This is a genomic window from Lentzea sp. NBRC 105346, assembly GCF_030269605.1.
Lineage (GTDB): Bacteria > Actinomycetota > Actinomycetes > Mycobacteriales > Pseudonocardiaceae > Lentzea.
In genome coordinates this window covers 146,612-167,200 of sequence record NZ_BSTQ01000008.1, presented here as the reverse complement: position 1 = coordinate 167,200, position 20,589 = coordinate 146,612, and the positions used below count along the sequence as shown (strand labels likewise).

Here is a 20,589-nt window from a genome sequence, read left to right as displayed (position 1 = left end):
ACTCGTCCGGGGTGTAGGCACCGAACATGCACATCACCAGTGCGACCGCCGACGACGTCGGTCGTGTTGCGGACCTGATCACCAGCGCCTTCGCCGACCTGCCGCCGTCGGTCTGGTTGGTCGGCGACGCCGGCGAACGGCCGGCGCTCATCAGAGCCAACTTCGCCATGTGGACCACCCACGCGCTCAAACACGGACACGTCGACCTGATCGACACTCGGGCCGCCGCCGTGTGGTTCCACCGCGAACGCCCGGTGCCACTGCCGGACGACTACGCGCCGGCCGCGCGGTTCCGGCTGATGGACGACACGTTCGCCGCGCACCACCCGGACCACGACCAGCACCACCACCTGGCGTTCATCGCGGTCCATCCCGATCACCAGGGCCATGGGCTCGGCAGGGCGCTGCTGGACCACCACCACGCGATCCTCGACGCCAAGGGACTGAGCGCCTTCCTCGAGGCGAGCACACCCGGCAACGTCAGGTTCTACGAGGCAAGCGGTTACCGCGTGCTGGGCGAGCCGTATCACCTGCCGGACGGCCCGCCACTGTGGCCGATGTGGCGCGAGGGCTGAAACCGGGTACGCCAGCGGCATGTACGTCACCGTGCTGGGCCAGATCGCCAGGGACCTCGTCCTGCAAGTCGCGCGGATTCCGGACAAGGGCACCGCCGCGCCGGTCCGCGAACGCCGGGAGACGTTGGGCGGCAAGGGCGCCAACATCGCCGTGGGCCTCGCCCAGCTCGGTGTCCCGGTGGCGCTGCTGGGCGTCGTCGGCGACGACCTCGCGGGTGAACGAGTGCTCGCCAGGGCGGGCGCGGACGGCATCGACACCACCCCGGTGATCCGCCGCGAGCGCGTTACCACGGCACTGATCGTCGACCTCGTGTCCGACGAGGGCTGGCACTATCTGGAGGACATCCCGGACGCGACGCTGCTGACCGAGGGCGACGTCGAGGCCGCCCGGCCCGTGATCGGCCAGGCCGACGCCGTCGTGATCCAGCTGCAGCAACCCGCGGCCGCGGCGAAACGGGCGGCCGCGATCGCCCGGCAGGGCGGCGCGAAGGTCGTGCTGGACGGGGTGAGCGACGACGAGTCGATCCTCGACCTGGCCGACGTCGTGCGCGTCGACCATCGGGAGGGCGAGCTCTTCACCGGTATCCGGATCACCGACGAGAAGTCCGGTGCACGTGCGGCACGTGAGCTGCTCAAACGCGGACCGGGGTTCGCCGCGGTGGCCGTGGAGGAGATCGGCAACGTGTTCGCCTGGGACGATCAGGTGCTCACCGTCCCGCACGGCGACGAGCCGGTCGTCGACACCACGGGCGCGGGCGACGCGTTCGTCGCGGCACTGACCCGCGCGTTGCTGCGCGGTGAGAGCCCGGAAACGGCGGCGCGGCAGGCCGTCGCGGCGGCCGGCGTCACCGTCGGGCGCCTCGGCGGACGCCCGGACCTCGGTTCACCGGACGCGATCTCGGGTACGCCCAGTGCATGACCTCCCGCGCCGAACCGTACGAGCCTGAAGGAGACCTGGTCCGCCAGTACCTCGCGCAGATCGCGAAGACGCCGCTGCTCAGCGGGGAGCAGGAAGTCGAACTCTCCAAGCGCATCGAAGCCGGTGTCTACGCGACCGTCCTGCTCGGCCGCGACGACCCGCGGCCCGAGCTGCGGGCGATCGCCGACGACGGCGTCCGCGCCAAGGACCACATGGTGCGCGCGAACCTGCGACTGGTCGTCTCCGTCGCGAAGAAGCACCTGCGGCGTGGCCTGCCGCTGCTCGACCTGATCCAGGAGGGCAACCTGGGCCTGATCCGCGCGGTGGAGAAGTTCGACTACACCAAGGGCTACAAGTTCTCCACGTACGCGACGTGGTGGATCCGGCAGTCGATCGAACGCGGGATCGCCACGCACTCCCGCACGATCCGCCTGCCGGTGCACGTCACCGAGGAGCTCACCCGGCTGGACAAGGCGACCCGCGAGCTGCGGGCCGAACTGGACCACGAGCCGACGCCGCAGGAGATCGCCGACCGGGCGCGGATGAGCGTCGGCAAGGTCATGGAGCTGCGCCACATCACGCGCGACGCGGTCAGCCTCGACACGCCCGTCGGTTCGGAGGAGGACACGCGGCTGGGCGACCTGGTCGGCGATCCCGGTGCGCCCGCGGCGTCCGATCTCGTGGAGGACCAGCAGTTCAAGGCGGAGCTGCGCGCGCTCGTCGACACGCTGCCGCCGCGCGAAGCGATGATCGTCACAATGCGGTACGGGCTGTCCGACGGACGCGAGCACACGCTCCAGGAGATCGCCGACCACCTGGGCCTGACCAGGGAACGGATCCGTCAGCTGGAACGCCGGGCGATGGACGACCTGCGCAACCCCGTGCGCCATGGGTCGCTGCTCGCCTGGGCGGGCTGAGCCGGGTTGGTCGATGATGGAGGTCATGCTCGGACTGCCGGACAAGATCACTGCGCTGCTGTTCGACCTCGACGGCGTGCTCACCAGCACCGCGGTGCTGCACCGCGAGGCCTGGAAGAAGACGTTCGAGGCCTACCTCGGCGAACCGTTCACCGAGTCGGACTACCTGAACTACGTCGACGGGCGGCCGCGCTACGAAGGCGTCCGCACCTACCTCGAATCGCGTGGCCTGCAACCCACCGAGGAGACGGTGCACGAGGTCGGCGACCGCAAGAACGCGTTGATCGACCAGATCATCGCCGAACGCGGTGTCACCCCGTATCCAGGCTCGCTGCGCTACCTGGAGGCCGCGGAACAGGCCGGGCTGCCTATCGGCGTGGTGACCTCGTCGGCGAACGCGACGCGCGTGCTGGGTGTGTCCGGCCTCGACCGGTTCGTGCGGGCGCTGGTGGACGGCAACGTGATCGTCCGCGACAACCTCAAGGGCAAACCCGCACCGGACTCGTTCCTCAAGGGCGCCAAGGAACTCGGGGTGACGCCGGAGCACGCGGCGGTGTTCGAGGACGCCCTCGCCGGTGTCCGGGCCGGGCACGACGGCGCGTTCGGGTTCGTCGTCGGCGTCGACCGCGGCGCCGGCCGCGACGAACTGAAGAACGCCGGCGCGGACGTCGTCGTCGCGGACCTGGCGGAGTTGCTATGAGCTACCAGATCGAGCCGTGGCAGCTGCGCTGGCACGGGCTGGCGGTGGACCAGCTGCGCCGCACGGAGTCGACGTTCGCGTTGTCCAACGGCCACATCGGCATGCGCGGCACCCTCGACGAGGGCGAGCCGCGCGGCCTGCCGGGCACGTACCTCAACGGCTTCTACGAGGAGCACGACCTGCCCTACGGCGAAGCGGGCTACGGCTACCCGGAGGCCGGGCAGACGATCGTCAACGTCACCGACGGCAAGATCGTCCGGCTGCTCGTCGAGGACGAACCGCTCGACATGCGGTACGGCCAGGCGCTGGAACACGAGCGCACGCTGGACTTCCGCACCGGGACGCTGCGCAGGCGCACGGTGTGGGAGTCGCCGACCGGCCGCGTCGTGACCGTGCGCAGCGAACGGATCGTGTCGTTCACGCAACGCGCGGTCGCGGCGATCCACTACGAGGTCGAGCCGGCCGACGACCTGCAGCTCGTCGTGCAGTCGGACCTGCTCGCCAACGAGCCGATCGCGCAGCAGACCAACGACCCGCGTGTCGCGGCGGCACTGGACGCGCCGCTGCTGTCCGACTTCTACGTCGCCGAGGGCACCCGTGCGGTCCTGGCGCACCACACCCGGCGTTCGGGCCTGCGGATGGCCGCGGCGATGGACCACGTCCTGGACACCCCGGAGGGCCTGAACTGCTCGATCAGCGCCGAGGCCGACCTCGCCCGGTTCACCGCCGCGGTCGACGTGCCCGCCGGGACGTGCCTGCGGATGACGAAGTTCCTCGGCTACGGCTGGTCGGCGCAACGCTCGACGCCCGCGTTGCGCGCGCAGGTCGAGGCGGCCCTGGCGGGCGCGCTGCAGACCGGATGGGAGGGTCTGCTGGCCGAGCAGCGCGAGTTCCTCGACGACTTCTGGGAGGTCGCGGACATCTCGCTGGAGGGTGACGACGAACTGCAGCAGGCGGTGCGGTTCGCGTTGTTCCACGTGCTGCAGGCCGGTGCCCGCGGTGAGACCCGCGCGATTCCCGGCAAGGGCCTGACCGGGCCGGGCTATGACGGGCATGCCTTCTGGGACACGGAGATGTTCGTGCTGCCCGTGCTCACCTACACGCTGCCCGAGGCGGCCCGCGACGCCCTGCGCTGGCGTCATTCCACTTTGGACAAAGCACGCGAACGCGCGCGGGTGCTCGGCCTTCAGGGCGCGGCGTTCCCCTGGCGGTCGATCAACGGCGCGGAATGTTCGGCCTACTGGCCCGCCGGGACGGCGGCGTTCCACGTGTCCGGCGACGTCGCATTCGCGGTCTCGCAGTACGTGACGGCGACCGACGACCGGGACTTCGAGGCGACATGCGGCGCCGAGCTGCTGGTGGAGACCGCCCGGCTGTGGACGTCGCTCGGCCATCACGACCGGCACAACGGGTTCCGCATCGACGGCGTCACCGGCCCGGACGAGTACTCGGCGATCGTGGACAACAACGTCTACACGAACCTGATCGCGCAACGGAACTTCCTCGGGGCCGTGGCGGCGTGCGAGCAGCACCCGGCCGTGGCGTCGCAACTGGAGGTCACGCCCGACGAGCTCGACGCGTGGCGGTCGGCCGCGGAACACATGGCGATCCCGTATGACGAGCTGCTCGAGGTGCACCCGCAGTCGGAGAACTTCACCCGGCACGCGGTGTGGGACTTCGAGAACACGCCCGAGGACAACTACCCGCTGCTGCTCAACTACCCGTACTTCGACCTGTACCGCAAGCAGGTGGTGAAGCAGGCGGACCTGGTGCTCGCGATGCACGTTCGCGGTGACGTGTTCACACCCGACGAGAAGGCGCGCAACTTCGCCTACTACGAGGCGCTGACCGTGCGCGACTCGTCGTTGTCCGCGGGCACGCAGGCGGTGCTCGCGGCCGAGGTCGGCCACCTGGAGCTGGCTTACGACTACCTGCTGGAGGCCGCGTTCACCGACCTGCACGACCTGCACGACAACGTCCACAATGGACTACACATGGCCTCGCTGGCCGGTGCGTGGACGGCGCTCGTGGCCGGGTTCGGCGGGATGCGCGACCACTCCGGGCTGGCGTTCGCGCCGCGGCTGCCGTTGCCGCTGACGGAGTTCACCTTCCGGATGTGCTTCCGCGGTACCAGGTTCCGCGTCTCGGTGCGGCGCGAGGACGCCACGTACGAGATCGTCTCCGGTGACGCGCTGGAGCTGCGCCACCACGGTGAGCCGATCAAGGTCAAACCGGACGCTCCGGTCACGATGCCCATTCCGCCCGCGCCGTCGCTCCCCCGGCCCGCCCAGCCGGCCGGTCGTGATCCGCGGCGCCGCTGACCAGGTGCGATCCAAGCTTGCAAAGCTCCGCTCAGAGCAGTTGAGTGAGGGGCATGGCCGACTACACACCCCGCCCCGAAGACCGGTTCAGCTTCGGCCTGTGGACCGTGGGCTGGCGCGGCGCCGACCCGTTCGGCGCGCCCACCCGTGAACCGCTGGAGGCCACCGAGGCGGTCGAGCGGCTCGCCGAGCTCGGCGCCTGGGGCATCAGCTTCCACGACGACGACCTGATCCCGTTCGGCGCCGCCGACGCGGAACGTGACCAGCGCGTCACCGCCTTCCGCAAAGCGCTCGACGCGACCGGCCTGTGCGTGCCGATGGCGACGACGAACCTGTTCACCCACCCGGTGTTCAAGGACGGCGCGTTCACCTCGAACGACCGCGACGTCCGCCGCTACGCGCTGCGCAAGACGCTCCGCAACCTCGACCTCGCCGCGCAGCTGGGCGCGTCCACCTACGTGCTGTGGGGTGGCCGCGAGGGCGCCGAGTCGCCGGCCGCGAAGGACGTGGGCGCCGCGCTCGACCGGTACGCCGAGGCGTTGAACCTGCTCTGCGGCTACGTGCGCGAGCAGGGCTACGACATCCGGTTCGCGCTGGAGCCCAAGCCGAACGAGCCGCGCGGCGACATCCTGCTGCCGACCATCGGGCACGCGCTCGGGTTCATCACGCAGCTGGAGGAGCCGGCGCGGGTCGGGCTCAACCCCGAGGTCGGGCACGAGCAGATGGCCGGGCTGTCGATGGTGCACGGCGTGGCGCAGGCGTTGTGGCAGGACAAGCTCTTCCACATCGACCTCAACGGGCAGAACGGGCCGCGCTACGACCAGGACCTGCGGTTCGGCAACGGTGACGTGAAGACCGCGTTCTTCCTCGTCGACCTGCTCGAGACGCAGGGGTACACCGGTCCGCGGCACTTCGACTTCAAGCCCGCGCGCACCGAGGACTACTCCGGGGTCTGGGCGTCCGCGCAGGCCTGCATGCGCAACTACCTGATCTTCCGGGAGCGGGCGTCGGCGTTCCGCGCGGATCCCGAGGTCCAGGAGGCGTTGCGCGCATCCCGTGTGGACGATCTGCGGATCCCGACGCTCGACGCCGGCGAGACGCTCGCGTCGCTGGCCGGGGACGACTTCGACGTCGAGCAGGCCGCTCTGCGGGGCATGCACTACGAACGGCTGGACCAGCTGGCCCTGGACCACCTGTTCGGCACCCGCTGACCGGACAACTCAGGGGTACTGAACGGGCGACTCGCGGGCGCTGAAGCGAGGACACGCGCGGTGGCGTCAACAAACGCGCGTGTCGCCCCTTCAACCCCCGCGATTCGCCCCTTCAACCACCGCGAGTCGCCCCTTCAACCACCGCGAGTCGCCCCTTCAACCACCGCGTGTCGCCCCTTCAACCCTGGCGAGTCCTCAATCAGCCCCGGCGAGTCCTCGGTTCAGGCCCGGTGAGTCCTCAGTTCACGCCCGCAGGCTGCCCGGTCAGAGGGTGATCACGACCTTCACGTCGTCCGGCTCGGGCGCGAACGCCTCGGCGTAGCGCTCGAGCGGCACCTGTCTGGTGATCAGCCCTTCCAGCCACGCGAGGTCGACCCGCGCCAGGATCTCCGCGGCGCCCCGGTAGTGGTGCGCGTTCGAGTTGACCGTGCCGAACGCGACCACGTTGCCCAGCACCATCTCGCGGTTCAGCCGGCCGCCGTCGATCGCGAGCAGCTCGGGTGACGGAACGCCGGTGAAGCAGACGATCCCGTTGCGCGCCACCCGTTCGACCATGTCGAACGCCACCCGCGGCGACCCGGTCGCCTCGATGATCACGTCAGGCTTCAGATCGAGGGGAACCGAGCGGTGGTAGGTCGCGCCGAGCCGTTCGACCAGGTCCGGTTTCGAACCGCGTTCGACAGTGTCGAACACATGCACCTCCAGCTCCCGGTGCACGCCGATCATCGCGGCCAGCAGACCGATCGGGCCCGCGCCCGTCACCAGGACGCGTGCGGGTTCGAACCAGCTGCGCGCGCCGATCCGGAAGATCTGCTCCCACGCCTTCACCACGACCGAAGTCGGCTCGACCAGCACGCCCACGTCGTGCAAGCGAGGATCGAGCACGATCGCGTACTCCGGGGAAAGAATCCACAGTTCGCTCGCGTACCCGTCGATACCGGTGATGCCGCGCTCGGTGTACTTCCCGTTGCGGCACATGTCGAACAACCCCTGCGCGCACGGCCCGCAGGGCTCGGGATCGGGCCGGCGCACCACGCCGGTCACGTAGTCGCCGACCTCGAACCCCGGCGCGGCCCGCAGCACGCGCCCGAGCGACTCGTGACCGATCACCAGCCTGCCGCCGGTGCCGAACTCGCCGCGGACGATCTCGCGGTCGGTGCCGCAGATGCCCACCGCGATGCCCTTGACCAGCAGCTCACCCTCCTTCGGCTCCGGGTCCGGCAGTTCGTCGAGCGACAGCGAGTCCGCTGCCCCGAGGTCGACCGTCAGCGCGCGCATGATCCGAATGTTCACCCCATTGACACATGACGGCAATCGCACCGACGATGAGAGCGCTCTCACACTGACCCCTGCCCTGTGAGGAGAGAACCTGTGCGCATCATCCTGGCCCTGGTGCTGGCGCTGACCGGGTTATCCGCGCCTGCGCAAGCAGCGCCGAGCCTGTTGCCGCTGACCGTCCAGAACAGCTCGGGCCGCGGCGACGCGGTGTACCTGTACGTGACCGGTGTGATGAACGGGCGACTCGGCTACGTCAACGCGAACGGCCAGTTCACCGCGTGGTCCGGCGGCTCCATCCCGCCGAGCCCCGCGCCGGACGTCTCCATACCCGGCCCCGGCAACGGGGGCAGCCGGACCCTGCAGATCCCGCTCGGCCTCGCCGGCGGCCGGCTGTGGATGTCGTTCGGCCAGAAGATCAAGTTCTTCCTGGTGCCCGGCGGCCTGGTGCAACCCGCGCCGTGGGCGCCCGGCGACCCGAACCGCGACATCCTGTTCGACTGGAGCGAGTTCACGTACGACAATGGCGGCCTCTGGCTGAACAGCTCCCAGGTGGACATGTTCAGCGTTCCGCACGCGGTCGAGGTCACCGCGAGCAACGGCACGGTCAAGCGCACCGGCCAGCTCGTCGCGGGCGGCCGCAACCGGATCTTCGACCAGCACCTGGCGCTCGGCGGCGACTGGGCCCGCCTGGTGTACAACCGATTGCGCGTGCTCAACCCGAGCAAGGGCATCGACGCCGGACTCTTCAGCGGCAGCTACTACAGCGGCTACGTGTCGAGCGCCTGGTCGACGTACGGCGCGCAGACCCTGACCGTGGTGCCGTACGAGAACCAGCCCACGAACCGGTTCACCTGCCGCACCAGCGGCGGCGTGCTGAACTGCAACAACGCTTCAGGCGGGTTCGTGGCGTCGTTCCAGCAGCCGTCCACGCGCGACGTGTTCAACTGCGACGGGCGGCTGGCCGCGCCGAACAACGACGTCGGCGCGATCTCGCGGTCGCTGTGCGCGGCGCTCAACCGGTCCACGCTGGGCTATCTGCACACCCAGCCGACGACGAACGCGTCCCAGTTCTACACCCGGTCGATCACCAACCACTACTCGAAGATCATTCATTCGAACATGGTGGACGGCAAGGCGTACGGGTTCGCGTTCGACGATGTCGGACACTTCGAGTCCCTGGTACATGACCCGAACCCGCGTTCGGCGAGGGTGACCCTCACTTCGTTCTGAGCCAACGGGATGAGTGTTCCTCACGTCTGCTAAACCAATTGCAGTCTTGATTTTGATGGTCCCGACCACCACTGTGTGAATGCCGTCGCCGCGGCTTTCACACAGTGGAGTCGGCGACCATGCAGGTGCGGATCTTGCTCGTGGAGGACGACGAGCGCATCCGGCAGGCCCTGGGTCTGGCACTGGGCGACGAGGGGTTCGACGTCGAGGACGCGGCCTCCGGTGAACTCGCGTTGCGAAGACTCGACGCCGAGACCTTCGACGTGGTGCTGCTCGACCTCGGACTCCCCGGTGTGGACGGCCTGGACGTGTGCCGCACCCTGCGTTCGCGCGGCGACCTGCCGATCATCGTCGTCACCGCCCGCACCGACGCGCACGACGTGATCTCCGGTCTCGAGGCCGGCGCGGACGACTACGTGACCAAACCACTCATGGCCAGCGTGCTGGCCGCGCGCATCCGGGCGTTGCTCCGCAGACGCGGGCCGGGCCGGGTCGGCGACACACTGAGAGTCGGGGACATCGTCATCCGGCCGCAGGAAGGGCTCGTGCACCGCGGCGGATCCGAGGTCCACCTGACGCGCACCGAGTTCCGCCTGCTGGTCGAGCTCGCCGGCGCGCACGGCCGCATCGTGTCGCGCGAACAGCTGCTGCAACGCGTGTGGGGCTACGACTACTTCGGCGACACGCGCCTGCTGGACGTGCACATCCGGCGGTTGCGCCGCAAGATCGAGCCCAACCCGGACGATCCCGCGGTCGTCCTCACCGTGCGCGGCTCCGGCTACCGGATCCACACGTGAGGAGGCTGTCGCTGCACTGGCGGGTCGCGCTGATCCTCGGGTTCGGCACGCTGCTGGTGACCAGCGTCCTCGCGATCGCGACGTGGAACCTCGCGTCCGGATACATGTTGCGCCAACGCGAAGGCAGCGCGGTGCGGCAGGCCGAGGTGAACGTGCGGCTGGTGGAGAAGTCGCTCGACTCCGGTGGTCTCGACGAGCTGCTCACCGGCCTCACCACGGGCCCGGACTCGAGCATTCTCGTGCTGCGACCGGGAAAACTGCTCACCGCGGGACGGCCGGTGGACGCGGGCGCGCTGCCGGACTCCCTGCTGGACATGGGCCGGCGCGGCGTATCTGCGCGGCAGCGGATCATCGTGAACGACCTGCCGATGATCGCGGTGACGATGCCGGTCGCCAACGCGGTGTACGTCGAGCTGTTCCCGTTGGAGCAACTGGATCGCACGTTCCAGTACATCAGCGGCCTGCTGATCACCGGGACGATCGCGAGCGCGGTACTCGGCGCGCTGATGGGGTCGTGGGCGAGCAAGCGCGCACTGCGGCCGTTGAGCGAACTCAACGCCGCGGCCCGCCGCATCGCGTCCGGCGACCTGCAGGCCCGGCTGCCCGCGCAGGGCGACCCGGATCTCAAGGCGCTGGCGGAGAAGTTCAACTCGACCGTCGCCGAGCTGGAGCAACGCGTGCTGCGCGACTCGCGGTTCGCCAGCGACGTGTCGCACGAGCTGCGCTCGCCCTTGACGACGATGGTGAACGCGGGCGAGGTGTTGCGTCGCAGGCTGTCGCTCCTGCCGGGCCCGGCCGGGCAGGCGCTCACGCTGCTGACGTCCGAAGTGGACAGATTCGCCCGCATGGTCGTGGACCTGCTGGAGATCTCGCGCGACGACCAGACCGACGAGCGGCTGTGTGAGGAGGTCGACCTGGGCGCGTTGGTGCGCAACGTGGTCGCGACCCGCCCGCAGCTGGCCGAGGTCCCGATCGAGGTCGCCGAATCGCCGGTCGTCGTGCTGGCCGACCGCCGCCGCTTGGACCGCGTGCTGACAAACCTGCTCGACAATGCCGAACGCCATGCGGGCGGCCCGGTCCGCCTCGCCGTCACCCGCGCGGCGGACTGCGTGCGCCTGGAGGTCGACGACGCGGGCCCCGGCGTGCCGCCCGAGCTGCGCGAACGCATCTTCGAGCGGTTCGCGCGCGGCACCCGTGGCGGCGACTCGGGCAGCGGGCTCGGTCTCGCGCTGGTGTCCGAGCACGTCAAACGGCACGGCGGCCGCGTGTGGGTGCAGGACCGGTGCCCGATCGGCGCTCAGTTCGTGGTGGAGCTGCCGTGCGCTGGATGATCCTGGTGCTGGTGCTGACCGCCTGCGGTGTCGAACCTCAGGACGAGCCCGTGCCGGTCAGCCATTCCGTCGCGCCGACGCTGCCCAAGATCAGCGAACGGCCGTGCCCGCTGCCGACCTTGCCGTGAACAGGGCCTCGTAGGCGTCGAGGACGGCCGGGACACTGAACTTGGCGGCCGCCAGGCCGGTGTCCGCGGGCGGGTGGTCCCGCAGTTCCCGCAGCGCCGACGCGATGCCCGCGGCGTCACCGGGCCGCACGAGCCTGCCGAACCCCGTCTCCCGCACCGGGATCCGCACGCCGGGCAGGTCGCTGGCCAGCACCGGGACCCCGGCGAGCATCGCGACCACCTGGACGATGCCGAACGCCTCGAACGCGTTCACCGACGGCAGCGCGAACACGTCGAGCGACGCGTAGAAGTCGCCGAGGTCGTCGTCGGGCACGAACCCGAGCAGCTTGATCCGCGGGTCGCCGTCGACGTGCTGTCGCACCCGGTCGATCACGCTGCCGCCCGCGACGGCACCGAAGTCGCCGCCGATGAGCAGCCGCGCGTCCGGGTCGCCCAGCGCGCGGAAACCGTCGACCAGATGCTCGACGCCCTTCTCCTCGACGATGCGGCCGAGGAAACCGACGTGCAGCCCGTCGCCGTCACGGAACCGGGGCGCGCCGGCGGGCACCGGACGGCAGGGCGGCGGCACGGTCGCCACGCGCGGCGCGATCGACGACCACAGCCGGCTGTGGTTGGCGTAGTCCTCGCTGGTCACCGCGACCACGTCCGCGCGGCGCATGGCCGCGCGGCTCGACGCGTCGATCGCCCGGCGCTGCACGTCGTTCACCAGTCCCGGCGGCAGGCTGACGTCGCAGTGGTAGGTCACGACGATCGGGCACTTCGCCAGGCCCGCGACCAGACCGGCCTCGAGCATCGGCAGGTGGAGGTTCAGCACGCGCGCGTTCGCCGACGCCTCTCGGACCAGCGCCGGGAAGGCCGGGCTGATCACGCCCTTGCCCAGCCTCGCGAGCACCGGCGCCCGGCTGACCCGCACGCCGTTGATCGTCTCGTCGTGCGGCAGCGACGGGTCATGCCTCGTGGTGACCACGCGGACGCGCTTGCCGCGCGCGGCGAGTCCCTCCGCGACGTCGCGCGCGAAGTTGGTCAGCCCCGACACGTACGGCGTGTAGTAGGTCAGGGCGATGACGAGGTCGTCGAGCACAGTTCGCTCTCCTGTCGTGGGGTGATGAGCAACCGGACGCCGGCGAGCCAGCCCGCCAGCGAACCGGTGAGGAACGCGATCTCCGCGCGCAGCAACAGATCCGGAACGGCCGCGAACGCGACGAGCGCGGTGGCCACGCCCGCGAGCCAGCACCACGCGACGCGGTTGTGCAACGCGCGCGCCACCAGCGCCTGGGTCGTGACGATCAGGCCGAGGTGGGCGACGACACCGAGCACCATGAGAGCCATGTCCACAGTGGACACGACATAACCGGGCCCGAAGACCAGCCGGACGAGCCACGGCCCGACGGTGACCGCGGCAACCACTCCCAGGACGGCCGCCGCCGCCAGCGCGACCGCGCAGCGCACGACGGCCGTGACCTCGTTGCCTTTCAAGGCGGGCAGCAGCGCCGTCTGCAGCGGCACGGCCACGAACAACGGCACGCGCGCGAGCAGGAACGCCGCCAGGAACACACCCGCTTCGGCGCGGTCGGTCGCGATCGCCGCGGTGAGCGCGGGAATGCCGTTGAGCAGCAGCTGTGCACAGACCGAACCCACCAGCAGTGGCGCCACGGCCTTGCCGAACGCCCGCGGCGGAACCTCGGCGCCACCGCGCCGCAGGATTCCGGGAAGTAGTGGCAAATGGGCGAGCGCGATCGCCGCGACCAGGGTCCACTCGAACGGCACGCTCGTCGTTGCGCCCAGCGAAGCCACGACCAGCGCGAACACGACGCGCAACGCCGTGTCGGCGACCAGCAGCGTGCCGTGCCACCTCAGCCGCCCGCTGCCGATCAGCGCGCCGCGCACGAGGAACTGCCCCGCTGACACGAAGCACAACACGACCAGCACCGGTGACACGGCCAGCGCCGGCAGTGCCTCGGCCGCGGCCACCGCGAGCGCGACAACCGCCGCCGACCGCAACGCCTTCCCCGGCCCGAGCCGGGCCAGCTCCTGTTCCACCGGCAGGAAAGCACCGAAACCGACGAGCAGGGCGATCGACCAGAACGCCCCGAAGTCCGCGTACTCGGCCGGTGAGACGGCGCGCGCGACGACGGCCAGGTGTGCGTTGACGAGCAGTCCGGACAGGACGATGCACACACCGACGAAGCCGAGCGCACGGAACATGGGCGGCACGATATCCGCCGGGCCTGCGCGTTTTTCCTGCTCGTAACCGCATTCCGGGGTTGGCAACGAAGACGTAGCAAATGCGGGCGCGGGCGTAACGGGGGCTCATTAGCTTCAACGCCTCGCAACCCTGCCACCCCGAGGACACCCGGCGCGTGACCACAACTCAAGCGATCCCCCCTGTCGTTGCCGCGGCGACCCCCGCACCGGCCCGACCACGGCTGCTCACCGTCGCGACCGTGGCCGGAGCACTCACGCTGCTGCTCTCCGCACTGCTGCCGCTGGCGCCGGTGACGGTCAACGACCCGACGGTCAGCTGGCCCGCCAACGCGTCCGCACCACGGTCGACCATGCTCGCGCTGAGCGCCTACCGGCCACTCGGGATGGAGGCGGAGTTCGGCTGCGGCACCGCGCGTGCCGCGCAGGCGGCCGGTGGCATCGTGTTCGCGACGATCGACTCCGGCGCTCCGGACGCCACGCAACGCGGTCTCGTCGTGCGCGCGCAGGGCGACCGGTTGACCATCAACGGGATCCTGGACGAGCCGATCCCGCCCGGTGACTGCGTGTACCGGCTGCGTGGCGACCACAATGGACTGTCGGTGCTGCGCAACGGCACCGAGGTGGGCCGCGGCGCACTGCCGGACGTGCACGTGCTCGCGACGTCGCTGACGAGCCTCGCCAACCCGGACCTGTCCGTGCGGATCCGGGTCGACGACCAGTTCGACACCTCGCCGTCACCGCTCAAGATCGTGCTGATGGTGCTGCTCGCGCTGGCGGCGGTCACCGCGTTCGGCTGCCTGGTGCTGCTGGAACGGCCCCGCGTCTCGCTCCGGCAACGGCTCGGCCCGGCCGACCTCGTCGTGCCCGCGATCATGCTGCTGTGGGTGTTCCTGGCCCCGATGTCCGACGACGACGGCTACTACAGCGCGATGGCGAAGAACGTGCCGTTCGAGGGGTATGTCGGCAACTACTACCAGATCCTCAACCAGGGCTTCACGCCGTTCTCCTGGTTCTACTACTTCCTCGCCAAGTGGCAGGTCTTCGGGTTCGCGCCGGTCGTGTTACGGATCCCCGCGCTGCTCTTCGGCCTGGTGACGTGGTTCGCCGCCCGGCGGTACGTGACGCGCCGCCGGTTCGCCGGGATCGCGCTCGGCGCGGCGTTCCTCGCGTGGTGGCTGCCGCTCGACATGGGCGTGCGTCCCGAAGGCGTCGTGACGATGTGCGGCCTGCTGACGTTGCTGGCCGTCACGGCGGCGGTCGAACGGCAGCGGCTGACGTTCCTCGGTCTCGCGGTGGGCATCGCGGGCATCGGGTTCTTCGCGCACCCCACGGGTTTCACGACGCTCGCGCCGTTGCTCGCCGGGCTTCCGTTCGCGTGGCGGCTGCTGTCCCGTGACGCCGGATGGCGCACCGTCGTGGCCCGCGTGCTCGCCGTGCTGTCGCCCGGCGCCGTCGCCATGCTGCTCGCGTTCGCCGACGGCAGCCTGCGGGACTTCCTGCACGCACAGGAGATCTTCAAGAAGCTCGCCGGCTCGGAGTCCTGGTACACGGAGTTCGCCCGGTGGATGTTCCTGCTGAACCAGAACGACGCGATGGCGAACTACGCCAAACGCGCGCCGGTGCTGGTGTGCGTGGCCGCGATGGTCTGGTTCGTCGTGCTGTTCACCGCGTTGCGGGCCCGCCGCATCGCGGTGCCGCCACGGCTCGCGCTGGCCGGCTGGTCCACGCTGTTCGCGTTCTTCCTGCTGTGGTTCACGCCGAGCAAGTGGACGCACCACTTCGGCAGCCTCGCCGGGATCGGCTCGGTGTTCCTCGCCCTGATGCTGCTGTCGGTGGTCCCGCTGGCGCGGTCGCTGGCGCCGCGCGTGCCCGCGGCGGTGCTGACCGGCGGGGTGCTGAGCGTGATCGCGATGCTCGGGCTCGCGGCGCACGGCGCCAACCGGTGGCCGTACTCGTGGCACCTCGGGCTGCCGCAGGTCGCCCAGCCGCCGCACCTCTGGCTCCTCAAGCTCGACAAGCCGTACTGGTGGCTGCTGCTGATCGGAATCGTGGCGTACGTGCTGTACCGGCGCCGCAAGGACTCGCTGATCGCGTTGCCCGTCGTGATCGTGCTGTTCTTCGGCGTCAACATCGCCTACCTGGTGGGCGGTTTCGCGATCGCGACCGTGCGCACGCTCGACACGTGGTCGCCGTGGGCCGCGTCGGTGCAGGACCCGCTGGCCCGGCGTTGTGCCGCCGCCGACGGCGTCGAGGTGCTCGTGCCCGACGGGACGCTGTCCCCGTTGCGGGACGGCTGGTTCGTGCTGCGCGACACCCCGATCGCGACCGTCGTGTCCGGCAGGCCCTCGGTCACCTACGAGTACGCCACCGGGTCCGGGCGGGTCGTCGGCAGCGGCAGGCTCACCGATGACGCCGACAGCGTCGTGCGGCGAACCCTCGTGCTGCCACCGGCTCCGGCGGACGCCACGGCCGTGCGGCTCACCGGTGACGCGTCCCCTCCGGCGGCACAGAGATACCTGCGGCTGCGGGACTTCCTGCCGCGCGACGCGGCGGTGGCGGTGGCGTGGCAGCACGCGTTCCTGTTCCCGTGCCAACGGCAGCCGGCCGTGCGCGACGGCGTGATCGAGCCGGTCACCTATGCCGTGCAATGGGGTGACACGCCGCTGCTCGGCGTCAGCGACGCGACGTGGGCGCCCGTGCGCGGCGCGCTGTTCGGCGATGTGCTGACGTCGCACGAGATCACCGCACTGCCCGCCCGGCTGCGCGACCAGCCCGGCGCCTACCCGATCCAGGTGTACCGGACGACGCCCCGGTACGCCGTCGACTACTCGATCAGCCGCGGCAGCACGACGTTGTTCGGCTGGGAGGCCATGCGATGAGCGACCGGGAAGCAGCGGCACTCGTCGCGGTGCAGACAGCCCTCGCGACACCGGCCGTCGTGCGGGCCGCACGGGCCCTGTCCTTCTTCGGCGAACACAGCGCGGGCTGGCTCGTGCTCGGCATCGCCGGTGCCGCACTCGACCGCCAGCGCCGTCCGGAGTGGACGGTCGCGGCGACGTCGGTCTTCGCGGCGCACGCGGCGTCCGTCGTGGTGAAACGCGTGGTGCGCCGCAGACGCCCGCACCACCCGGACGTGCGGGTGCTGGCCGGCACGCCGAGCGCGCTGAGCTTCCCGTCCTCCCACGCGACCTCGACCACCACGGCGGCGGTCGCGTACGGCGCGCTCACCAACCGTCCGCTGGTACCGATGCTCGTACCGCCCATGGTGCTCAGCCGGCTCGTGCTGGGCGTGCACTACCCGACCGACGTCCTCGCCGGTGCCGTCCTCGGCGCCGTCATCGCCCGCGGCGTGCGCCGCCTGGTGTTCGGAGAGCACGAATGACCGTTGCGACCGCACCACCTCCGTCCGTCCTTCGTGGACTGATCCGCACCGCGCGGCCGCACCAGTGGACGAAGAACGTGCTGGTGCTCGCGACCCCGTTCGCGTCGACCCGGATCGCCGAGGCCGTGGTGCTCCGGTCCGCGGGACTGGCGTTCGCCGCGTTCTGCTGCGCGGCCTCGGCGGTGTACCTGGTCAACGACGCCAAGGACGTCGAGGCCGACCGCGCGCACCCGAAGAAACGCGACCGGCCGATCGCCGCGGGCGTCGTGTCCGTCCCACTCGCGTACGCCACGGCCGGTGGGCTGATGGTGGCGGCACTCGGCATCGGCGCGGTGGCCGGGTGGAAGCTGCTGGTGCTCATGCTGGTCTACCTGGCGGTGCAGCTCGGCTACTGCTTCGGGCTGAAGCACCAGCCGGTACTGGAGTTGTGCGTGGTGGCGTCCGGCTTCCTGCTGCGGTGCATCGCGGGCGGTCTCGGCGCGGACATCTCTCCGTCGCAGTGGTTCCTGCTGGTGACCGCGTTCGGCTCACTGTTCATCGTGGCGGGCAAGCGGTACGCGGAGATCAAGCTGTTCCAGGCGACGGGCGCCGCGATCCGGCAGTCGCTGACCAAGTACTCCGAGACCTACCTGCGGTTCGTGTGGGCCACCTCCGCGGCCGTCATGAACATGACGTACGGCCTGTGGGCGTTCGAGCTCGGCCAGCGCACCGGCAGTCCGTGGGCGGCGCTGTCGATGATCCCGTTCGTCATCGCCGTGCTGCGCTACGCGGTCGACGTGGACAGCGGCAAGGCGGGCGCCCCGGACGACGTCGCCCGCTCCGACCGCGTCCTGCAGCTCCTCGGCCTCCTCTGGGTCGCCACGGTCGCACTGGCCGTCTACGCCTAGACGCTCAGGATCGGGCTGAAGTGACCGTCCGGGTAGGGCTCGTCCACGGCCCGGCCCTCCGCCTCCACCCACGAGTGGGCGGCGAACGGCGCGGTGTGCACGCCCACCCGCCACGTCGGCCAGACCCCGCGCATGCGGCACAGCAACGCCGTCGCGATGGCACGCGGCAAGCAGTACCGGCCGGCGCACCGCACGCTCACGCCGACGACATCGTTGCGCGCCAGCAACGCGTCGTCATATCCCGCCGGAGCGGCGCCGCGCCGGACCACGGACAAGACGGTGACGATGCGGCGCGGCGGGAGCTTTGCGAGCAGCAGGGCGGTCCACACGGCGAGGTGGACCGCGGGGCGGCGGCGCAGCGGTGGGCGGGCCGACCGTTCGAGCGTCTGCCTCACGACACCACCAGCTTCGCGAGCAGCAGGGCGGTCCACACGGCGAGGTGGACCGCGGGGCGGCGGCGCAGCGGTGGGCGGGCCGACCGTTCGAGCGTCTGCCTCACGACACCACCAGCTTCGCACGCACCGCTGCCCCCACGGGCCGACTGCGCAACGCCGGGCGCGCGAACCGCTCCACCGCCTGCCTCACGACACCACCAACCCCGCCCGGACCAACTGGTCCAGCAACGCACCCGCGTCGTCGCGAGCCCGCTCCACCGGCACCGCATAAGCCTCGGTCAGCCGCCGCACCGCGTCCTCCACACCGCCGTCGAGCAGCGCCCGCAACACCATCGCGGCCGACGGATTGAGCTGCCAGTAACGGCCGCTTCGCAGGTCCAGCAACACCGCCCCGTTGTCGGTGTCCGTTGTGGACACATCAGCACGCAGGCGAACGGACATGACTTCCCTCCAGGTCCCGCAACCAGACGTCACAGGCGATCGTGTTCTCCAACGCCGGCGGCGGAACACGGGCCAGCTCGGGGCTGAGCACGGCCCGCCGCAGCACAGACCGGTCCACGAGACCGCGTTCGGCCAGCGGTGACTCGTCGACGAGCGCTGCCAGCGCGGCACGGTTGCGACGCAGCCCGTCGTGCCACTGGGCGTTGGTGTTGTCCTTGGTACGCCGGGCGAGCACGGCGTCGGGCACCAGGCCGCGCATGGCCTCGGCCAGCAACGGCTTGAACTGCCACGGATTGCTGCGGTCCGGCAGCCGCACGGCCAGGCACGCCTCGATCACCCGGTCGTCGCAGAACGGCGCCGCGACCGCCATCCCATGCCCCTGTTCGACCTGCGCCGCGAGCTGGCCCGCGTTGCGCGCGTGGAACACCGCACCGTGCTGGCCCCGGCCCGGCGCCAGCTCCTCGGCCACCGAGGCCGCGCGCCGGATGACGTCCCGGACCAGCTCGGCCGCCGCCGGGGTCGCCCACGGCGGCAGCAGCACCGGGAAGCCCCAGTCCTCCATCGACAGTGCGTTCGTCCGGAACGGAGTGGTGAGCCGCTCCGCGGTGCCGGCCAGCCAGGAACTGTAGGAACTGTTGTCCCACAACGACTTGAGCGTCGGCAGCAGCGGCCAGCGTTCGAGCGCGCGGAACGCGCGGATGTGGCGCAACGCGGTCAGGGGCTCGCGGCGCAGCAACGTGTGCACGTAGCTCGACGGCGCCATCACGACATGGTCGCCGCCGTGCCCGCGCAGGAGCACCCGCGCGCCACGCGCCCTCAGCTCGCGCGCGATGACGCGTTGCTGCGCGCGTTCGCGGACCAGCGGCAGGGTGTGGTCGGGCAATGTCGAACGCGAGCCGACATCGTCGAAGAACGCGGGCAGATCGTCGGTGCGTCGCACGATCCGTTCGACATTGCCGAACGCTGTCGCCGCCAGATCGGCGTGTCGCGCATCCTCCGTTCCGCCGCTGCCCCAGTCGAGGGTCACGGTCACCAACCGAGCGCCCGCCTGCGCCGCGGCGAAGCAGATCGACGTCGAGTCCATGCCGCCCGAGAGATCCGCGGCCACCGGCTCGCCCGGCCGCACGCGCGTCGCGACCGCGGCGAGCAACGCGTCACGGAGTCCGGCCGCGCCCTCGCGCAGGCCCAGCTCCGGCGCCGGAGGCGACCATCGTCGCGTCACGCGGGCGTCGTCCAGCGTCAGGTAACAGTCCTCGGGCACGGTCTCGACGCCGCGCCACGGCGCGATCCGATGGACCGGGTGCGGCAGCGCGGGGTAGAGCAGCCGCGTCGCCGCCCACTCGTCGTCGAGCGGCGCTCCCGTCAACGAGGCCAGCACGCCGGCCGTGTCCGAGGCGACGGTCATGCCGTTCAACCGCGTGTGGAACACCCGCCGCACGCCGGACACCGTGCCCTGCACACGCACCCGTCCGTCGATGCTCGCCACGACGTGGGCGCTGCCGGTCAGCACCGCGTCGAGATCGCACCGCGCCAGCTCGTCCGGCGTGACCGACGAGGTGCCGATCACCGCGACCGCACGCCGTCCGGTCACGCTCAGCACGAAGTCGTCGTCCCAGCACCCCAGCAGCCACGGCCGCCCCGACGGATGCGCCACCCGCCGGCAGGCGTTCAGGGAGACGGCCGAAGCCGATTCGTGATCCGGCAGGACCACGAACCAGCTCCGCCCGCACCGCGTGTCGCGCATCAGAACTTCGCGATGCCCGCGCCCGCGTCGGTGAACAACCATCCGTTGCCGTGGGTCTGCTCGGCGAACTCGCCGGCCTCCACCATCATCGGCGGCTCGTACACGGTCGGCTCCAACTGCTCCATCAA

20 protein-coding genes are annotated in these 20,589 nt (G+C 70.7%); 13 read left to right on the top strand and 7 right to left on the bottom strand.

Annotation, left to right across the window (positions count from 1 at the left end):
* The first annotated feature begins 26 nt into the window (after positions 1 to 26).
* From QSK35_RS19030 to xylA, 6 genes are read left to right on the top strand one after another with little or no spacing between them, the layout of a single operon-like run.
* A complete protein-coding gene (locus tag QSK35_RS19030) occupies positions 27 to 575 on the top strand; it encodes a GNAT family N-acetyltransferase (protein WP_285747926.1) in 549 nt (182 codons plus the stop codon).
* 19 nt (positions 576 to 594) lie between these two features.
* Positions 595 to 1,494, top strand: coding sequence for a PfkB family carbohydrate kinase (locus QSK35_RS19025; RefSeq protein WP_285747925.1), 900 nt, complete (start codon positions 595 to 597; stop codon positions 1,492 to 1,494).
* The gene (locus tag QSK35_RS19020; RefSeq protein WP_285747924.1) at positions 1,491 to 2,411 is read left to right on the top strand and encodes a sigma-70 family RNA polymerase sigma factor; all 921 of its coding nucleotides are present in this window, start codon (positions 1,491 to 1,493) and stop codon (positions 2,409 to 2,411) included. The genes QSK35_RS19025 and QSK35_RS19020 overlap by 4 nt, the downstream gene beginning before the upstream one ends.
* A 25-nt stretch (positions 2,412 to 2,436) precedes the next feature.
* Complete coding sequence (locus QSK35_RS19015; protein WP_285747922.1) at positions 2,437 to 3,111, top strand: HAD family hydrolase; 675 nt, start codon at positions 2,437 to 2,439, stop codon at positions 3,109 to 3,111.
* Positions 3,108 to 5,432, top strand: coding sequence for a glycoside hydrolase family 65 protein (locus QSK35_RS19010; protein WP_285747919.1), 2,325 nt, complete (start codon positions 3,108 to 3,110; stop codon positions 5,430 to 5,432). Before QSK35_RS19015 ends, QSK35_RS19010 begins: the two co-directional genes overlap by 4 nt.
* Positions 5,433 to 5,485: 53 nt before the next feature.
* Entirely contained in the window at positions 5,486 to 6,643 is a 1,158-nt protein-coding gene (gene xylA / locus QSK35_RS19005) for a xylose isomerase (protein ID WP_285747917.1), read from the top strand.
* 264 nt (positions 6,644 to 6,907) lie between these two features.
* On the opposite strand, the gene QSK35_RS19000 is transcribed toward xylA, so the two are convergent.
* Positions 6,908 to 7,921, bottom strand: a complete 1,014-nt coding sequence (locus QSK35_RS19000; RefSeq protein WP_285747915.1) for a glucose 1-dehydrogenase — start codon at positions 7,919 to 7,921, stop codon at positions 6,908 to 6,910.
* A 93-nt stretch (positions 7,922 to 8,014) separates the two neighbouring features.
* Between QSK35_RS19000 and QSK35_RS18995 the strand changes: the two genes are divergently transcribed.
* The 4 genes from QSK35_RS18995 to QSK35_RS18980 all read left to right on the top strand — a co-directional run bounded on the left by QSK35_RS18995 (position 8,015) and on the right by QSK35_RS18980 (position 11,407).
* A complete protein-coding gene (locus QSK35_RS18995; protein ID WP_285747913.1) occupies positions 8,015 to 9,151 on the top strand; it encodes a beta-1,3-glucanase family protein in 1,137 nt (378 codons plus the stop codon).
* Between the two features lie 119 nt (positions 9,152 to 9,270).
* Positions 9,271 to 9,948 carry a response regulator gene (locus QSK35_RS18990; protein ID WP_285747911.1) on the top strand — a complete coding sequence of 226 codons (678 nt, stop codon included), beginning with the start codon at positions 9,271 to 9,273 and terminating at the stop codon, positions 9,946 to 9,948.
* Entirely contained in the window at positions 9,945 to 11,279 is a 1,335-nt protein-coding gene (locus QSK35_RS18985) for a sensor histidine kinase (RefSeq protein ID WP_285747909.1), read from the top strand. Before QSK35_RS18990 ends, QSK35_RS18985 begins: the two co-directional genes overlap by 4 nt.
* Positions 11,267 to 11,407, top strand: a complete 141-nt coding sequence (locus QSK35_RS18980; protein WP_285747907.1) for a hypothetical protein — start codon at positions 11,267 to 11,269, stop codon at positions 11,405 to 11,407. Before QSK35_RS18985 ends, QSK35_RS18980 begins: the two co-directional genes overlap by 13 nt.
* On the opposite strand, the gene QSK35_RS18975 is transcribed toward QSK35_RS18980, so the two are convergent.
* Together QSK35_RS18975 and QSK35_RS18970 are read right to left on the bottom strand one after the other, a co-directional pair.
* Positions 11,370 to 12,488 (bottom strand): glycosyltransferase family 4 protein, encoded by a 1,119-nt coding sequence (locus QSK35_RS18975; RefSeq protein ID WP_285747906.1) that lies wholly within the window; start codon positions 12,486 to 12,488, stop codon positions 11,370 to 11,372. The genes QSK35_RS18980 and QSK35_RS18975 overlap by 38 nt on opposite strands.
* Positions 12,461 to 13,612 carry a hypothetical protein gene (locus tag QSK35_RS18970; protein ID WP_285747904.1) on the bottom strand — a complete coding sequence of 384 codons (1,152 nt, stop codon included), beginning with the start codon at positions 13,610 to 13,612 and terminating at the stop codon, positions 12,461 to 12,463. Before QSK35_RS18970 ends, QSK35_RS18975 begins: the two co-directional genes overlap by 28 nt.
* Positions 13,613 to 13,851: 239 nt before the next feature.
* Between QSK35_RS18970 and QSK35_RS18965 the strand changes: the two genes are divergently transcribed.
* Genes QSK35_RS18965 through QSK35_RS18955 form a run of 3 tightly spaced genes read left to right on the top strand, consistent with a single transcriptional unit; the run spans position 13,852 to position 17,881 of the window.
* Positions 13,852 to 16,491, top strand: coding sequence for an arabinosyltransferase domain-containing protein (locus tag QSK35_RS18965; RefSeq protein ID WP_285747903.1), 2,640 nt, complete (start codon positions 13,852 to 13,854; stop codon positions 16,489 to 16,491).
* Positions 16,488 to 16,994 (top strand): phosphatase PAP2 family protein, encoded by a 507-nt coding sequence (locus QSK35_RS18960; RefSeq protein ID WP_285747901.1) that lies wholly within the window; start codon positions 16,488 to 16,490, stop codon positions 16,992 to 16,994. The genes QSK35_RS18965 and QSK35_RS18960 overlap by 4 nt, the downstream gene beginning before the upstream one ends.
* Positions 16,991 to 17,881 carry a decaprenyl-phosphate phosphoribosyltransferase gene (locus QSK35_RS18955; protein ID WP_285747899.1) on the top strand — a complete coding sequence of 297 codons (891 nt, stop codon included), beginning with the start codon at positions 16,991 to 16,993 and terminating at the stop codon, positions 17,879 to 17,881. The genes QSK35_RS18960 and QSK35_RS18955 overlap by 4 nt, the downstream gene beginning before the upstream one ends.
* Here QSK35_RS18955 and QSK35_RS18950 read toward each other — a convergent pair.
* From QSK35_RS18950 to QSK35_RS18935, 4 genes are all read right to left on the bottom strand, one after another.
* Entirely contained in the window at positions 17,878 to 18,276 is a 399-nt protein-coding gene (locus QSK35_RS18950) for a lasso peptide biosynthesis B2 protein (protein ID WP_285747897.1), read from the bottom strand. The genes QSK35_RS18955 and QSK35_RS18950 overlap by 4 nt on opposite strands.
* A 186-nt stretch (positions 18,277 to 18,462) precedes the next feature.
* Positions 18,463 to 18,717 (bottom strand): lasso peptide biosynthesis PqqD family chaperone, encoded by a 255-nt coding sequence (locus QSK35_RS18945; protein WP_285747896.1) that lies wholly within the window; start codon positions 18,715 to 18,717, stop codon positions 18,463 to 18,465.
* Positions 18,695 to 20,461 carry an asparagine synthase-related protein gene (locus QSK35_RS18940; RefSeq protein WP_285747894.1) on the bottom strand — a complete coding sequence of 589 codons (1,767 nt, stop codon included), beginning with the start codon at positions 20,459 to 20,461 and terminating at the stop codon, positions 18,695 to 18,697. The genes QSK35_RS18945 and QSK35_RS18940 overlap by 23 nt, the downstream gene beginning before the upstream one ends.
* Positions 20,461 to 20,586, bottom strand: coding sequence for a keywimysin-related RiPP (locus QSK35_RS18935; protein WP_285747892.1), 126 nt, complete (start codon positions 20,584 to 20,586; stop codon positions 20,461 to 20,463). The genes QSK35_RS18940 and QSK35_RS18935 overlap by 1 nt, the downstream gene beginning before the upstream one ends.
* Positions 20,587 to 20,589 lie beyond the last annotated feature (3 nt).

Excerpts from the sequence above, each read along its gene's own strand:
- QSK35_RS19030 (WP_285747926.1), top strand. The coding sequence starts at position 27 with ATGCACATCACCAGTGCGACCGCCGACGACGTCGGTCGTGTTGCGGAC.
- QSK35_RS19025 (WP_285747925.1), top strand. The coding sequence starts at position 595 with ATGTACGTCACCGTGCTGGGCCAGATCGCCAGGGACCTCGTCCTGCAA.
- QSK35_RS19020 (WP_285747924.1), top strand. The coding sequence starts at position 1,491 with ATGACCTCCCGCGCCGAACCGTACGAGCCTGAAGGAGACCTGGTCCGC.
- QSK35_RS19015 (WP_285747922.1), top strand. The coding sequence starts at position 2,437 with ATGCTCGGACTGCCGGACAAGATCACTGCGCTGCTGTTCGACCTCGAC.
- QSK35_RS19010 (WP_285747919.1), top strand. The coding sequence starts at position 3,108 with ATGAGCTACCAGATCGAGCCGTGGCAGCTGCGCTGGCACGGGCTGGCG.
- xylA (WP_285747917.1), top strand. The coding sequence starts at position 5,486 with ATGGCCGACTACACACCCCGCCCCGAAGACCGGTTCAGCTTCGGCCTG.
- QSK35_RS19000 (WP_285747915.1), bottom strand. The coding sequence starts at position 7,921 with ATGCGCGCGCTGACGGTCGACCTCGGGGCAGCGGACTCGCTGTCGCTC.
- QSK35_RS18990 (WP_285747911.1), top strand. The coding sequence starts at position 9,271 with ATGCAGGTGCGGATCTTGCTCGTGGAGGACGACGAGCGCATCCGGCAG.
- QSK35_RS18970 (WP_285747904.1), bottom strand. The coding sequence starts at position 13,612 with ATGTTCCGTGCGCTCGGCTTCGTCGGTGTGTGCATCGTCCTGTCCGGA.
- QSK35_RS18960 (WP_285747901.1), top strand. The coding sequence starts at position 16,488 with ATGAGCGACCGGGAAGCAGCGGCACTCGTCGCGGTGCAGACAGCCCTC.
- QSK35_RS18955 (WP_285747899.1), top strand. The coding sequence starts at position 16,991 with ATGACCGTTGCGACCGCACCACCTCCGTCCGTCCTTCGTGGACTGATC.
- QSK35_RS18945 (WP_285747896.1), bottom strand. The coding sequence starts at position 18,717 with ATGTCCGTTCGCCTGCGTGCTGATGTGTCCACAACGGACACCGACAAC.
- QSK35_RS18940 (WP_285747894.1), bottom strand. The coding sequence starts at position 20,461 with ATGCGCGACACGCGGTGCGGGCGGAGCTGGTTCGTGGTCCTGCCGGAT.
- QSK35_RS18935 (WP_285747892.1), bottom strand. The coding sequence starts at position 20,586 with ATGGAGCAGTTGGAGCCGACCGTGTACGAGCCGCCGATGATGGTGGAG.